12 protein-coding genes and 1 tRNA gene are annotated in these 16,405 nt (G+C 44.2%); 2 read left to right on the plus strand and 11 right to left on the minus strand.

Annotated elements, in window-relative coordinates:
* Positions 1-287: 287 nt before the first annotated feature.
* From HRU80_14460 to HRU80_14510, 11 genes are all read right to left on the minus strand, one after another.
* On the minus strand, positions 288-1,634 hold the full coding sequence (locus HRU80_14460) for a T9SS type A sorting domain-containing protein (GenBank protein QOJ30003.1): 1,347 nt from the start codon (positions 1,632-1,634) through the stop codon (positions 288-290).
* 487 nt (positions 1,635-2,121) lie between these two features.
* Complete coding sequence (secG, locus tag HRU80_14465) at positions 2,122-2,448, minus strand: preprotein translocase subunit SecG (protein ID QOJ30004.1); 327 nt, start codon at positions 2,446-2,448, stop codon at positions 2,122-2,124.
* A gap of 20 nt (positions 2,449-2,468) precedes the next feature.
* Positions 2,469-2,542, minus strand: a tRNA-Met gene (locus HRU80_14470).
* Positions 2,543-2,616: 74 nt separating this feature from the next.
* Positions 2,617-3,456: a M48 family metalloprotease gene (locus HRU80_14475; protein ID QOJ30005.1), complete on the minus strand. Its 840-nt coding sequence runs from the start codon at positions 3,454-3,456 to the stop codon at positions 2,617-2,619.
* 28 nt (positions 3,457-3,484) lie between these two features.
* Positions 3,485-4,492, minus strand: a complete 1,008-nt coding sequence (gene obgE, locus HRU80_14480) for a GTPase ObgE (GenBank protein QOJ30006.1) — start codon at positions 4,490-4,492, stop codon at positions 3,485-3,487.
* Between the two features lie 3 nt (positions 4,493-4,495).
* Positions 4,496-6,145, minus strand: coding sequence for a hypothetical protein (locus HRU80_14485; GenBank protein ID QOJ30007.1), 1,650 nt, complete (start codon positions 6,143-6,145; stop codon positions 4,496-4,498).
* 196 nt (positions 6,146-6,341) lie between these two features.
* The gene (locus HRU80_14490; GenBank protein ID QOJ30008.1) at positions 6,342-7,082 is read right to left on the minus strand and encodes a succinate dehydrogenase/fumarate reductase iron-sulfur subunit; all 741 of its coding nucleotides are present in this window, start codon (positions 7,080-7,082) and stop codon (positions 6,342-6,344) included.
* 24 nt (positions 7,083-7,106) lie between these two features.
* Complete coding sequence (locus HRU80_14495; GenBank protein ID QOJ30009.1) at positions 7,107-9,020, minus strand: fumarate reductase/succinate dehydrogenase flavoprotein subunit; 1,914 nt, start codon at positions 9,018-9,020, stop codon at positions 7,107-7,109.
* A gap of 1 nt (position 9,021) precedes the next feature.
* Positions 9,022-9,708: a succinate dehydrogenase cytochrome b subunit gene (locus HRU80_14500; GenBank protein ID QOJ30010.1), complete on the minus strand. Its 687-nt coding sequence runs from the start codon at positions 9,706-9,708 to the stop codon at positions 9,022-9,024.
* Between the two features lie 140 nt (positions 9,709-9,848).
* Positions 9,849-11,381: a potassium/proton antiporter gene (locus HRU80_14505; GenBank protein ID QOJ30011.1), complete on the minus strand. Its 1,533-nt coding sequence runs from the start codon at positions 11,379-11,381 to the stop codon at positions 9,849-9,851.
* A 1,069-nt stretch (positions 11,382-12,450) separates the two neighbouring features.
* On the minus strand, positions 12,451-13,086 hold the full coding sequence (locus tag HRU80_14510; GenBank protein QOJ30012.1) for an NYN domain-containing protein: 636 nt from the start codon (positions 13,084-13,086) through the stop codon (positions 12,451-12,453).
* Between the two features lie 307 nt (positions 13,087-13,393).
* Here HRU80_14510 and HRU80_14515 point away from each other — a divergent pair, with 307 nt between their 5' ends.
* Both HRU80_14515 and HRU80_14520 read left to right on the plus strand, forming a co-directional pair.
* Entirely contained in the window at positions 13,394-14,182 is a 789-nt protein-coding gene (locus HRU80_14515; GenBank protein ID QOJ30013.1) for a TIGR00266 family protein, read from the plus strand.
* Positions 14,183-14,224: 42 nt separating this feature from the next.
* Positions 14,225-16,405 (plus strand): DPP IV N-terminal domain-containing protein, encoded by a 2,181-nt coding sequence (locus tag HRU80_14520; GenBank protein QOJ30014.1) that lies wholly within the window; start codon positions 14,225-14,227, stop codon positions 16,403-16,405.

A 16,405-nucleotide genomic window follows, 5' to 3' on the forward strand; every position in this document is an offset into this window, starting at 1 on the left:
CGTAAAATCAGTGTGCCCTTTTGGGGGTTTGGGGGATTATTTATAGTTACAGCCTTAAGACAGATTCCCATCTATCCGTACGCATATAATCTTAACGGTTTTGAGCGAGATCATTAAGCCTGCCTTCATAAAGAAATAAACTCTGCGGAACTTTGCGGGGAACTTATCTTACTTTGCGTTTATTTTTTCCCTGATGAAAGACAGATGATCATCTGTGTTGAGGAGCGGAGACTTAAGAGTTTGGATATTTTTCAACATTAACTGATCCACTATCATTGGATTCACGCTTACTTCATCAACAGCAAACGCTGAGTTATAACTGATTCACCAAATGTTGCCCGAACAAAATACACTCCAGAAGCAAAACTTTTACCACTGAACTTTAGAATAACATTATCACCCTTCACTTCAGAATTAAACAATTCAGCAACTCTTTCCCCCTTTAGGTTATATATAATTACAACTAATTTCCCGCTTTGAGGAAGACGCAACTCAATGGTTGTCCTTGGGTTAAAAGGATTTGGGAAGGATTGCAACATCTCGAATTTCTTATCGTTTATTTTAATGTCGTTGCCTTCTAAAGATGTTACCGCTGGCTTGGTATCAAAGGTTATAGTTTTCCAGGCATTAGTGTAAGTCTCAAAACCCCAATCACTAACACCAGCCTCTAAAACACGGTAAGTATTACCTTCGCTACCACCATAAAAATCAATACCGATTTGAATTGCGGCTTTACCGGTAATGCGATAAGAAATCTGAGCAAAGTATGAGGTGTGCTGCGGACTAGTTACTGCTCTGGGCCACTGTGAATTCCAGAAATGCCAAACCGTATCTCGATGTTGGTTTGGATAAAAAACTAATGCTTCGTTTTCATTAATGGCCGGCATTGGTGTGTGTTGATCAAACTCCGGAGGGAAAAATGGATAACGCCAGTATAGTCCACCATCAGAAGTCTGATTAAAACCTGAAATATATTCATCTGTAGTCAGTAATATATCTCCTGAGGCTGTTCTTGCATATAATCTCAGATAATCAATTTCAACTTTAACCGGCATATCATAATTATTATCTGTAATTACTGTGGCCCAGGCAACAACCTGATTGATATCCGGATTCGAATGAGATGGATTGTTCGGGTAATGAATCTTGTAAAACGGCCAGTGAACTTCGGGCGGAATGCGATCATTGACAATTGACTGCCCCGTATCATCCACAGGCATAATTGAACCATTTGATGAAAACTTGTAGTGAATATTTCCATCCGATTGAACAAAAGAATTACTCAGAAGTACATCATTGACATAAACCTTGGCATAAATGATTCTGCTTAATCCCGCTTCTTTCGTAGAAACGTAGTATGGCTGGCCAGAATTAAACGGCGGTAGTGTATAACGTGCATAAAACATAAACGGCTCACCTACATTCAATTGTTGTGCTTCAAATGAATAGGTGTTTGATGACAATTTTGTCATCGGCGTAAAATCCCAATTACCACTCGTAACGATAGCGGGATTTACGGGCTCAAAATAAGGAAAAACAATAGTTATCCTATTGGAGAAAGCTTCCGGCTGGGCGAGGGTGTGATCAAAAATGGACAAAGCAGCGAAAATCAACAGAACTAACAGATGGTACATGGTGCTACTTTCATTATGAGTTATTGAAATTTCTCCGTAAAGAAATACACCCCACGGCATCCGAAAAATAAGAGTAAAATAATATAAAAATTTCTAATTTTTTATTTTTTTCAGAGAAATTTTCCTTCTCAAGGAACTTCCTTGCCACAGACTAATTCTCAGCACCTTAGCAACTTTTTGCGAGATTATTTCCGACTTAAGCTGCAGATAATTGTTAGTCGTTACTGAGATTGAGATAATTCATAGCATTCTTCTTTCATGATCGAAGTGACAGGGAAGCTGCTCTCAGATTTATGAAACAGGTAAGATACAAATCTGATTATTTATACTCCATAATTCAGAATTTAAAACCAGATTGTCCTATGTCACCACAAAGATAATCTTTGCGTCTTAGTGCGAATTGCTCTTTTACTCTCCTGCTCACTCATGATCCATTTAAAACAAAAAAGCAGGCCATTGTGACCTGCTCTTTTAGTAAGCTTACTTTTTAGTTTCCTGAAGGGGGCGCCTGAGGAACCGAAGTGCTCGGAGGAACACTGCCTGAACCCTGGATAATACTGTCTCTGTTATCAAGTTCCGCACTCGGAAGGAAGAACAGATTGATAACAACAGCGAGAATAACCAGCACACCTGCAAGCCACCAGGTGGTTTTGCTCAGAAAGTCCGCAGTTCTGCGGCTGCCAAAAACCTGGCCAACCTGCCCGGCCCCGCCTAAGGTACCGGAAAGCCCTCCGCCTTTGCTCGCCTGAACCAGAACGATTCCGATGAGCAGTACGGATACTACTATTGAAAGCACCATTAATAATGTGTACATAAAAACTACTCCTTAAATTGTAGCGGGGGAGGGATTCGAACCCCCGACACACGGATTATGATTCCGTTGCTCTAACCTACTGAGCTACCCCGCCAGAAAATAAATATTTTCAGACAGACTTCTAATGTAAGGATTTTTATAAAAACTTAAAAATACCTTGTTAAAAAATCAGGGCAGTTTGCTCCGGATATTTGCCTGGTACTCGTCCCTGAAGATTCCGGTTCCGTTATCAGAATAGCGGTACTGAGGCAGCCCCAGAGTCTGAATCCGCTGATTTGCCGAAGCGATCCGGTCGATCGGGTCAGGATGAGTGGAAAAGAAGGTCTCCAGGCCTGAACCGCCGGTTACCAGCCCGTCAGCCTGCAATTTTTCGAAGAAGAATTTCACTCCTCCGGGGTAAAACCGGGTATCCCGCAGATAGGTGATTGAATACTCATCACTTTCATCCTCATTGGCGCGGCTGTTGCCCAGGAATGCCAGACCTACAAAAAGGTTGGCTGCAATCTCAGCGAGCTGTGAGGGATTTTCACCAAGGATCAGAGAGAAGAGCACGGAGATGCCGTAATACTGCGTCATTCTCTGAGTTGCATGACGGCGCTCAGCATGTGCTATTTCATGACCCAGCACTCCTGCAAGCGCAGCTTCGGAATCAAGATATTTCAGCAGGCCGGTATAAACATAAACCGGACCTCCGGGGAGCGCAAATGCATTCAGGATTGAATCATTATCAACAATCTCCAGCGAATACTTGTAGATGTTCTTTTTCGCGACTTTAGGAGAAGCAAGAATCTCATTAAAAATATTATTAACAATGTAATTCTTCAGCGATTTATCAGCATTATATATCGGATATTCCGCGGAATTGTTGTTGATCTCCTGGCTTACCTCCAGACCGAGCTGAACATCATCAGCATCGGAGAAGATATTAATTCCGTCTTCGCATGAAGAGATGCCAAAAGCCGTTATTACAATAAACGAGAGGCTTACAATGATTTTCTTGAGTTTCATATTGCTTTTATTCCTCGGGTCTTTTAACTCAGTCAATTAATTTTTCTTTTTCGGATGATATTTCCTGCCAGCATTTATCAAGAATTTCCTGAATACCAAATCCTGCTGCTGAAGATATCACGTATACTTTTTCGTCATAATCTCTGAACTTTTTCTGCTGAAGCTTAGACCATTCGCTTTCTTCGATTATGTCACACTTGCTGATGGCAATAATCTTTTTCTTTGCCGCAAGCGAAGAACTGTAGAGTTCCAGTTCATTCAGCAGAGTATCATAATCCTGCTCATGTGTCTCCGATGAAGCATCAATCAGAAAGAGCAGAATTCTTGTCCGCTCAATGTGGCGCAGAAACTGCAGGCCAAGCCCTTTGCCTTCATGCGCACCGGCAATAATTCCCGGTATATCAGCCACGGTAAAACTGTTAAAATCTTTATATCGTACAATTCCGAGATTCGGTTCAAGTGTTGTAAACGGATAATCTGCAATCTTTGGCTTCGCTTCTGATATAACGGAGATTAGTGTTGACTTCCCCGCGTTCGGGAAACCAACCAGCCCGATATCAGCAATCAGTTTCAGTTCAAAAATGAGATTTCTCTCTTCCCCCGGTTTTCCGTTTTCAGCATACCGGGGTGTCTGATGCACCGCGGTTGCAAAATTGCTGTTTCCCTTTCCGCCGCGCCCCCCTTTTGCCGCTAAAAATTTCTGTCCCGCACCCGTAAAATCACAGAGCGTTTCACCCGTATCTTTATCTTTCACCACAGTGCCGACCGGAACCTTTACAAAGATATCCTGGCCGTATCTTCCGTCACGGAGTGCGTTCGCTCCGTTATCCCCTTTCCGGGCTATATATCGTTTCTGGTAGCGGAAATCAAGCAATGTGCTCAGATTAGCATCCGCGATAATATATACGCTGCCGCCGTCTCCGCCGTTGCCGCCGGCCGGTCCGCCTTTGGGCACATATTTCTCCCTGCGAAATGCAACTGCGCCGTCGCCGCCATCGCCTGATTTTACGAATACTTCTGCGTAATCAACAAACAAAACTTATTTTCCCCCTCTGAAGTATTCTTCAATTTTTGCAGTAAGCAGATTAGCTTCCTTGCTGGTGAGTGTATTTATCTTATAGGTATAAAAAACGGATTTCAATAACGTCTGCGCCTGTTCAAAATTCTCACACTCCGCAACACTTTCCATCGTGCTTACAAAGTCAAGACTATCGTTGTTAAAAATTTCTTCAACAACCCGCATTGTCTCACGGGTTGAGAAGTACGAAAATAAATCACGAGCCGGTTCTTCTTCCTCTTCTTCATCATCAGGTTGTTTTTCCGGTTCTGCTTCCGGCTCCGGAACCTGAATTGAAACCGGTACTTCGGCTGCCGGTGCTGAAGTCAGTTCTTCCGGCAAAGTCTCCGCGGCTTCAGCGGCTATATCCTCTGCTGAAGGACTTGTATATATATTATTCTCAGCAGAGAGGGTCTGGTCTGCCTGAAACTCAGGAATAGTTATCGTAAATGCCGGGGTTCGGGAATCGGTATAATCGATTCCCTGCGATGCCGGAGTCTGATCACTACTTTCCTTTTTCTCTTCTTCAGGAATTACCATCTCTTTCAGTCCGCTGTGAGGTTCAGCATCTTCCTCTTCAACTCCTTCCGGAAATCTAACCGGTTCAGCCGGCATCGATCTTCCCGGTTGAGGTATTACCGGCGGTGCGGCAGGAGTTTCTGACTCATCAAGCAGTTCATCAAGCGAAATGGAGTCTTCCTCTCTTTTGCTGCCTGAGGGTTCAGCATAATCAATTTCTTCCTGCTCCGGGGTCTGAAGTGATGCGCCTGATCCAAAAGAAAATCTGCCCCGCTCTATTGATGATAACGAGTCAGAATTATATTCTTCGGCAAGTTCCTGATTCAGTTTTTCCCTGAGCTCGCGGTCAAGCGAAATGGCAATATTGCTGTACATGGCATTCTTAAAGTCATCTACCTCAAAACGCCTCTTCATATCTGTTGAAAGTATCGTCCTGATTTTGGATATATACATCCCGAGATTTTTTTCTTTCAGATACATCTCAACTGCAGCAACCGGAATGAGCGATTTGTTTACATCACCGGCATTAAAAAAATCAGCCATGGAGGTTAGTGCCGTATCAATCATTGCCTGCGTCTGGCTTTCCACAAGCAGTCTGGTCAGATTATTTACGACCGATTCAAATTCCTCATACCGGAATTTCAGAATTTTTTTCTTCTCCAGAAATTCTGAAGTCACCTTCCGGTAAAAATCATAATAGTACAAATAGCGGAGGAGAATCTGTACCTCTTCAGCGCTTTTTTCTTCATCCTCTCCGAAGATGAACCGGGAGAGCGTTGCTTTCGGCCTTAGCAGCAGGTGTACATTAAATTGTACTGCCTGAACAACCAGTTCCTTAATATCCTCAAAGGGCAAAAGTTTGTGCTGCTTTATGATATCCCCTATTGCGTTAAAATGGGGGGATACTTCAGGCAGGGTGTAATCAAAAAGGGACTGTTTGATAATTCTTTTTCTGTCCCGGTAAAAGAGATAATCCAGCTCTGCCGAGATGTACTGAAAAATTGCGGGATGAACCCTGGCTGAGGCAAGCCCGTCAAGCGTAAAGAATGCACCCAGCTTCCGAATCTTATTGATATTGAAGTCGGAGATGTATTTTATTTCTTTTTCAAACATCACGAAACCGCACCAGGATTATAAAAAAACTAATTTCAAGTGGCAAATTTAGCGAAAAATACCCATTAAAGGGAGAGAAAACACCCGCCCAACTTGGCTCCCGAGCGGAGTCGAGGGACGGTTCCCGAGCGGAGTCGAGGGATAAAAAAAGCCCTCCGGTTTGGAGGGCTTTGGTTTTCCTTGTGGGAGGAATTGTTTAGAGAACGCTTGCCCTTATGAATTCTCTGTTCAGACGGGCGATATTGGTGATGGAGATTTCCTTCGGGCATTCAGCTTCACAGGCACCGGTGTTGGTACATGAACCGAATCCTTCTTTATCCATCTGCGCAATCATGTTAGTCACACGGGTTTCACGTTCGGGATGCCCCTGCGGTAGAAGTGTGAACTGTGATACCTTTGCTGAAACAAAGAGCATAGCCGAGGCATTTTTGCAGGCAGCAACGCAAGCGCCGCATCCGATGCATGCCGCTGCATCAATCGCCATTTCCGCCTGGTCATGAGGAATAAGGATTGCATTTCCGTCAGGGGCTGAGCCGGTTTTAACGGAGATGAATCCCCCCGCTTCCATGATGCGGTCGAATGCTGTGCGGTCAACCACCAGATCTTTAATGACCGGGAAAGGTTTAGCTCTCCAGGGTTCAACATGAATAGTTTCGCCGTCATTAAACGACCTCATATGAAGCTGGCAGGCAGTCACACCTTTCTTAGGACCGTGAGCCCGGCCGTTGATATACAAACTGCAGCTTCCGCAGATGCCCTCACGGCAGTCATGGTCAAATGCTATCGGTTCTTCATTTTTTTCGATCAGGCGTTCGTTCACCACATCAAGCATCTCAAGGAAAGACATATCAGGGGATATCTCAGGTGCCGGATAGGTTTCAAACTTGCCTTCACTCTGCGCGTTTTTCTGACGCCATACTTTTAAGGTTATTTTCATTATGTTCCTCGTATTACAATTCTCTTATTTATAACTGCGTTTGCTTGGTGATACTTCTTCGAATACCAGAGGTTCTTTATGCATCTGATAACCGTTGTTTTCGCCTTTATATTCCCAGGCAGCTACGTAAGCATAGTTATCGTCATCACGCAGAGCTTCACCTTCTTCGGTCTGATATTCCTCACGGAAGTGACCGCCGCAGGATTCATTCCTGTGCAGCGCATCCTGAGCCATCAGTTCGCCAAGTTCAAGGAAGTCTGCCACACGGCCGGCCTTTTCAAGGGACTGATTAAGCTCGGCAGCATCACCGGTAACACGCACATTTTGCCAGAATTCATCACGGATTTTTTTGATCTCTTCAACCGCGAACTTCAGCCCGTCAGCATTGCGGCTCATCCCGACATAATCCCACATCACTTTGCCAAGCTTCTTGTGGTAATGGTCAACGGAGTGCTCACCTTTTATTGAAATCAGTTTATCAATGCGTCCGCGTACTTCACTTTCTACGCGCTTAAATTCATCATGATCGGTTGTAACTTTGTCGAACCCGCCTTCAGCGAGATATGCACCAAGGGTATACGGAATAACAAAATAACCGTCTGCAAGACCCTGCATCAGCGCACTCGCGCCGAGGCGGTTAGCACCATGATCAGAGAAATTTGCCTCACCCAGGACGAAGAGTCCGTTAATGTTGCTCATCAGGTTATAGTCAACCCAGAGGCCGCCCATGGTATAGTGAACTGCCGGATATATACGCATCGGCATTTCGTAAGGATTCTCTGCCGTGATCTGCTTATACATATCAAATAAGTTGCCGTATTTTTCGGCAATTTTATCTTTTCCGAGCCGTTTGATTGAATCAGCAAAGTCCAGATATACTGCAAGTTTACTGGAACCCACTCCTCTGCCTTCATCGCAGACAGCTTTTGCATTGCGTGAAGCAACATCGCGGGGGACAAGGTTTCCGAATGAGGGGTATTTCCTCTCAAGGAAATAATCACGCTCATCTTCAGGAATGCTCTGCGGGGCACGGGTATCACCCGGATTCTTCGGAACCCAGACTCTGCCGTCATTACGAAGCGATTCGGACATCAGAGTTAATTTGGACTGATGATCACCCGATACCGGTATGCAGGTCGGATGAATCTGCACATAACAGGGGTTTCCGAACAAAGCACCGCGCTTATGTGCACGCCACGCAGCGGTTACGTTTGAACCTTTTGCATTGGTAGAGAGATAATAAACGTTTCCATATCCGCCGGTTGAAAGAAGAACCGCATCAGCCAGGAACCGCTCAATAGCGCCTGTTACCATATTTCTTGCAATGATACCGCGGGCTTTTCCGTTGATGATAACCAGGTCAAGCATCTCATAGCGGCTGTACATCTGAATATTGCCAAGCCCCATCTGTTTAGCCATGGAGCTATAAGCACCAAGCAGAAGCTGCTGCCCGGTCTGGCCGCGTGAATAAAAGGTCCGGGAAACCTGAGCGCCGCCAAATGAACGGTTATCAAGGTAGCCGCTGTACTCGCGGGCAAAGGGGACACCCTGAGCCACGCACTGGTCAATGATATTTACGCTCAATTCAGCAAGACGGTAAACGTTCCCTTCACGGGCACGGTAGTCGCCTCCTTTTATGGTATCATAAAACAGACGGTATATACTGTCACCGTCGTTCTGGTAATTTTTTGCGGCATTTATGCCGCCCTGCGCGGCAATGCTGTGCGCACGGCGGGGGCTGTCCTGAAAACAGAATGCCTTTACCTTATAGCCCATCTCCGCAAGAGATGCAGCGGCTGATCCGCCCGCAAGTCCGGTGCCTACGACAATTACTTCATATTTTCTTCTGTTAGCCGGATTGATAAGTTTAATATGTGCCTTATAATCGGTCCATTTATCAGCAAGTTTACCCGCAGGAATTTTTGAGTTCAGTTCCATATCAGTTTCCTCCTGTGGATTTGTATATATATAAAAAGTAGAGCGGCACATACGCAAAGAGCAGAGGCACCACTATCGCGTAAAAAAGCCCGAGTTTCTGTATCAGGGGCGTGAATTTTTTATGGTTCAGCCCGAGCGTCTGAAACGCACTCTGAAAACCGTGATTCAGATGAAAACCCAGCAGCACCATGGCAACAACGTAAAACCAGGTATATACCGGATTCTGAAACGCGCTTACGACCGCCTGATAGAGGGTTTCTTCGTGAGTTGCGCCCATCCAGGCAGTTACCTTATGGTCAACAAAAAAGCTTTTCAGGTGGATCACAAGAAAGATAAAGACGATGCTTCCGGTCCAGACCATAGTGCGGGAAAAAAACGAGCTGTTTTCCGAAGGGCGGTTTACCGCGTAATCAACCGGGCGGGCTCTTTTGTTTTCCAGTGCGAGGCGGAATCCGTTAAAGGCATGAAAAATAAAACCAAGGAACAGCACCACTTCCATGATCAGAATAACCGGGTTTGTTTTCATGAACTCTGAGTATTGGAGGAAGGCAGCGCCGTTGTCATTTTTTAGCAGGAGGAAATTTCCCGAAAGGTGAACAATCAGGAATGAGATCAGAAAGAGTCCGGTAATAGCCATTACCAGTTTCTTGCCGACAGACGAGGTAAAGGTTTGAGATAACCAACCCATTAAATTTTTATCCTTATGATTTTTAATTAATGGAATAGGGCAAACTTAATCAAAATTCCGTTTCACTTCAAAGGAAACATTGCAACATTATATCTTTTATCTCTGATATATGAGGATTTTCCCAAAAACCTTTTCCTTATTTACTCACCTTTCGGCGGCTTCTGATCCTCCCCTGAGGCATCCCTTTCAGGTTCCCGATTCGGCGTTATCGCCGGCCGGCTCAGTAATTCGCTTACCGTACGGAGTGCTTCCTTCTCCTCCGCCATAATAATCAGGATATCCCCCTCCTGCAGCACCGTCCCGCCGGAAGGGGTTATGAACTTCTCCTCCCGGTTAATCATTGCAATGTGGGCATTCCGGGGGAAATGAAGATCAACGATCCTCATCCCGGAAATGGCACTGCCGTGAGGAACAAAAAACTCCATCAGTTCACTTTTGATACTTTCGCTCAGTTCTGATTCAAGCGGAGTCAGTTTCCGCTCATGTTCCTCAACCAGCAGTTTCAGTTTGCCGGCAACAAACGGAAGAGTAGTCCCCTGAACCACTACCGAGGCAACTGAGATAAAAAAGACCACGTTAAATATCAGATCTGCATTTTCAACCCCGTATATAAAGGGATAGGTGGCAAAAACTATAGGAACCGCACCGCGGAGTCCGACCCAGGATAAAAACACTTTTTCCCTGAATTTAAGCCGGGTCAGCAGCAAACTTAACATGACCCCGGCCGGACGTGCAACAAAAATCAGAATTGCCGCGACGAGGAATCCCGTTCCAAGCACCGGAAGCAATTCTGAAGGATAAACCAGCAGCCCGAGGGTGAGGAACATGACGCTTTGCATCATCCAGGCAACACCGTCAAAAAACTTGACAAGACTTTTCTTATGAATCAGACTGCTGTTCGCCAGAATTACGCCAAATAGATAAACCGCCAGAAATCCGTTTCCGCCAAGAAGATCAGTCACGGAGAAAACAAAGAGCAGCATCGCAGTCAGCAGAACAGAGTAAAGACCTTCGTACGTGAGATTTATTTTATTGATGACTATCACCCCTGCTTTGCCCAAAGCGTAGCCAAAAATTCCGCCTATGGCCATCTGTTTAATCAGAAAGAAAATCTGCTCTCCCATATTCAGTTCACCGGCTGTAATAATATTTATACATGCCAGCATCAGGATATAAGCCATCGGGTCATTACTTCCGCTTTCAAACTCCAGGGTGGAGCGGGTCTGATGATCCAGTCCCATATCCTTTGTCCGGAGAATGGAAAATACGGCCGCAGCATCGGTTGAGGATATAATGGAACCGAGAAGGAGTGCATAAATAAATTCAAGCCCGACGATTACATGAAGCAGGGCTCCAACGGTGAGTGCGGTAACAAAAACCCCTATAGTTGAAAGTGCAATCCCCCGCCAGAACACCGGTTTAATGCTCTCCCATTTAGTTTCAAATCCGCCTGAAAAAAGGATGAAACAGAGAGAAATAATCCCGATAAACTGGGCCAGTTTGGGGTCATCAAAATAGATGCCGCCGGGACCATCCGAACCGGCGAGCATGCCAATGCCAAGAAAGACAATCAGCGCCGGAATGCCAAGCCGGGAAGAGGTCTTGCTTGCAACAATCGTCAGAAGCAGAAGCAGCGACCCGAGCAGAAGGATGTTTTCAGAAGATATTTGCATTATAGCCGGGAAAATTGCGAAAAATCAGTATTGAAATGTAAGGAATTGAAAAAGGATGGGAAAGAGGGGGGGGTAACTTATAATAAAGCTTTTGACTTTGATTGGGAATAATTGCAATATTGCACTAAAGGTTTATGCCCTTTTAATAGTCGATCTGATTTTTATCGCTTCTGGATAAGTTTAAAATGAAGATTTTAATTTTAGTACTTGTAACTATTATTTTAGAGAAGTAGTTCTGAGCACATTTAGGGAAAAGATTTTTGAGAGGGTGTTTATTTATTCATCAGTTTTAATCCTCGTCGTAACAATTGCATACATCTACGTATTGCTATTTAATTATCACACAAAAAAGAAAGCCAAAGATTTTTATTAGAGTATAGCAAATATAAAATACTAGCAGATAGTTTAAGTTTCGACTACAAAATTAAACAAATTTCTAAAGACTCATGGTTTAATAGATATTAATCTTCCCTTAAAAAAACAGGGGATACGATCACAAGAGCAATCATAAAGTCTGTTAGATTCGATAGTTCAAAATAATGGGATTGATGAATTCCGGAACTATTCAACTCCCGAAAAAAAATTCTAAATGGATATAATATATATTTATAACTCGAACTTAAAGAATATATTTAAAGATAAGAAAATCACAACCGCTGAAGAAGAAAAATGTATAGAGTCGTTAAAATACTCTAAAATAGAAGACTCTCTTTGGGCTAAATACGTAAAATTATAGTCTGAAATTTTTACGAAAAAGTGAAAGACGGAATCGTAAAATCCACAACACTAATTTCGTTCATACTTCTCATTCCAAGATATTTCTAATATGGATTAAGGTGGAGTTGCAAAACAATTAAAGAGAAACCTAAAGATTCCGAATCTCAGATCAAACTTTTATTCTTTAACTATCATTTTAGGATAATTGTGCAAACTAGGCTATAATTGCTGAACGAAGGATAATTATCACTTTGCGGAAATTCTTTAAACTTCCAAAGTTATTTTTTAATTTCCCCTGAGAATAACTGTGTTTAAGATGTAAGATGAGCCTCACCAATCCAAACAGTAATGTTTAACTCCACTCTGCAGGCTTTTTTAATACAAACCCATCAGCTTTTTGAACTTCTTCGGGAAATTGACTATTCGATAATTTCGCCCGGCCAAGAGTAAGCGAACCTTTAGCTTGAAGTGCGACAGAACTATTATACCTTTTTGGAGGGAATGCAACGAAAACTCTTTTATTTGAAAAGCATTCATGTACTGCTTTTATTGGCGGAACCAGATCGCTATCCCCCGAAATAAGCATTGCCATATCGTATTTATCCTGATACGCATCAATGATCATCTGGGTTACAATATTCACGTCAGTCATCTTCTCATTATAATTCGCCCAGATATTTCCACAAAGTTTACACTCAACCTTGTCCCGCTGATAGTGTCCGTAATAAATCTTTATGCCCACTGATTCCAATGCTTCCAAATAAATTGATTGTCTCTTTTGTTTATCAGGATTATTACTAACACGGCTTGTAAAGTATTTAATTTCTTCAAGCTTCTGATTGGGTTTTAATAGTGATTCCGTTAAGGTACGCAAATTCAGCCATTTAAGTTTTTCCAACCCAGCTTCAAGCATGCCGAAATAGATATTAAAACCGTCTACATAAACAGCTACCCGTTCTTTTTGCAAAATATTCTTTGAATTTTCCATTAATTTTTATATTTTTGTATCCTTAACATCACCAGAGATAGCATCTCCGGTCCGACGCTCCGCAAGGAGCGTTTCTTTTTTCTACCTGTCTGGTTTCTTTTATTAAATGGTACCGAAATCCTACCCATTTCTTATGCTAAAATAAACCCTTTAATCTAATTTCCCATCTTATTGAAGTGTAACAATAAAAGAATCAGATTTTCTTTAAAAGTTGTCACACCCCTCCCATCCGATTTACCGTGTGTTAAATACCCCTTTTATTGTAAATTGCGGTTCTTTTCAACCAAAAATCAGCAGAATTATCACTATGAGATCTCACGAAATAGACTATGAAATTTACGGCGATGATATGCAGGTCATCGAGGTGGAACTTGATCCGGGGGAAACCGTTATAGCCGAAGCCGGCGTAATGAACTGGATGGAAAACGGCATCGAATTCGAAGCCAAAATGGGGGACGGCTCTGATGCCAATGAGGGCTTTATGGGTAAACTCCTGAATGTGGGCAAACGGGTGCTCACGGGTGAATCTATATTCCTTACGCACTTCACCAACCACGGTTCCGGTAAAAAGAGGGTTGCGTTTGCCGCCCCTTATCCGGGCAAGATTATCCCGATTGACCTTACCAAATTCGGTGGCCGGCTCCTCTGCCAAAAGGATTCGTTCCTCTGTGCAGCCAAAGGCACCCGCACCGGAATTGCCTTCACCCAGAGATTCGGTGCCGGACTTTTCGGCGGTGAGGGTTTTATCCTCCAGAAACTTGAAGGTGACGGCCTGGCATTCATCCACGCAGGCGGAACCATTGTAAAAAAAGAATTAGTTAATGATGTGCTGCGCATTGATACCGGCTGCATTGTGGCGTTCACTGACGGACTGGATTATGATATTGAACGTGCCGGCGGGCTTAAATCGATGTTCTTCGGTGGTGAGGGGCTGTTTCTGGCGACCATCCGCGGAACAGGTACCGTTTATCTGCAGTCGCTCCCATTTGCCCGGCTGGCTGACAGGATCCTCGCTCAGGCACCCATGGCAGGCGGTGCACGCAAGGATGAGGGCTCAATCCTTGGCGGTCTTGGCCGCATGATTGACGGCAATTAGTTTATATGTATCAGAATTTTATCCAGAGTTAAAGGAGAAGTAATGAAGTTCCAGTATCAGATGTTGTTTATTTTCTTTTTGTTTCTCGCCGCATCTGCTCTGCCGCAGAAGAATCTGACTGTTGATGAGATATATACCAACAAGAGTTTTGCCGCCAAATCAGTCTCAGGGCTGAAGTGGCATCCGCAGGGTACCGGTTTCTCATTCTCCAGATATGATGCCGGAACAAAGGCAATGAATGTTCATTTCTTTGATATTGCCGGAAAAGATACAACCCTTCTGATTAAAGGGGCTGATTTAAAATCCTCAGATGGTGAGCAGATTACCCTCTCAAACTATGAGTGGTCCCCTGCCGGAACCCATTTAATGATAACCGGTGTGCTGCCTGCCCGCTCACTCAAAAGCGGCGGAACGTTTTATATATACGACGTGGCAAAGAAAGCCGTAACCGCGGAAGTTGCATCAAAAGAGCAGCAGATTAACATGCAGTTCTCGCCTGACGGAAAAAAAATTGCCTTCTCGCGCGGGCACAATCTTTTTGTGTATGACCTCCCCTCGGGCACCGAGCAGCAGCTCACCTTTGACGGCTCTGATGTGGTGCTGAACGGCGTATTTGACTGGGTATATGAAGAGGAGTTCAGCATTATCCAGGCCTACGCATGGTCGCATGACTCACGCTATCTGGGCTACTGGCGGCTTGATCAGACCAATGTTCCTGAGATAAAAATCCAGAAATGGGATTCCCTCTATCTGAACTCTATTGATATGCGCTACCCCAAAGCAGGCGACCGCAACTCGCAGGTGAAAATCGGCATCTATGACCTGAAATCAAACAAGAATGTTTTTGCCGATCTCGGAGCCGAAGAGGATATTTACGTAGCACGGATAAAGTTTAATGCATTCAGCGGCGATCTGTGGATTCAGCGCCTGAACCGTCTGCAGAATAAACTTGACCTTCTGAGCGCCAATCCGAAAACCGGAAAAACCAGACTCATCTATACCGAAACTGATGATGCCTGGGTTGAGGTGCATGATAATCTTTTCTTTCCCACCATCAGTGAAAAGGGATTCCTCTGGACTTCCGAAAAAGACGGTTATAACCACATCTATCATTTCTCTGATCAGGGAAAACAGATAACACAGCTCACCTCAGGCAAGTGGGATGTGACTGATATTCTCGGCTATGATGAAACCACCAACATGGTTTATTACACTTCTAAAGAGCGGGGGGCAATGTATTCAGATCTCTATATGGTGCGGGTTGACGGTTCTGAAAAGAAGCGCCTGACCGATGAAGCAGGTACGCATGATATTTCCCTCTCCCCCTCCTGCGCGTATTATGTTGACCGTTATTCAAACGCAAACACACTCACCAATACGTATCTTTATTCCCGCGAAGGAAATAAGATTAAAACTCTCGCTGAGTCTGATATGTCCGTCTTTAAGGACTATAACCTTGCTAAACTTGAGTTCCTGACTTTTAACACTTCAGACGGGCAGGATCTTAATGCTTATATCATAAAGCCGGCTGATTTTAATGCCGCAAAGAAATACCCCGTTCTTATTTTTACCTATGGCGGGCCCGGCTCACAGGTAGTTAACGACCGCTGGGGCGGAGCAAACTTTCTCTGGCATCAGATGCTTGCACAGAAAGGATACATTATTTTTGCGGTGGATAACCGGGGAACCGGCGGGCGCGGAAGAGTGTTCAAGAAGCAGGTGTACAAAGACCTCGGCAATTTTGAAGTGCAAGATCAGGTTGAAGCAGCAAAATATCTCGGAGCTCAGCCCTGGGTTGATGCTTCACGGATTGGCATATGGGGGTGGAGCTATGGCGGTTACAATGCAGCCCTCACCCTGATGAAAGGCGCTGATTACTTTAAGGCTGCCATTTCCGTTGCGCCGGTCACACACTGGAAGTTCTATGATACCATCTATACAGAACGTTATATGCAGACTCCGCAGCTTAATCCTGAAGGATATGAAAACAGCGCGGTACTTGCTCATACCAATAAGCTTAAAGGAAAGCTGCTGTTGGTTCACGGCACAGGAGACGATAATGTCCACTTCCAGAACGCGGTAAAGCTGGCTGAGAAACTGATTGCCGAAGATAAACCTTTTGAAACCATGTATTATCCTGAGAAGGATCATGGTATTCACGGCGGAAAAACCCGGCAGCACCTATTTAAAATGATGACTGAATTTATTGAGAGAAATTTATAA

The organism is Ignavibacteriales bacterium, assembly GCA_015709675.1.
GTDB lineage: Bacteria > Bacteroidota > Ignavibacteria > Ignavibacteriales > Ignavibacteriaceae > H2-BAC3.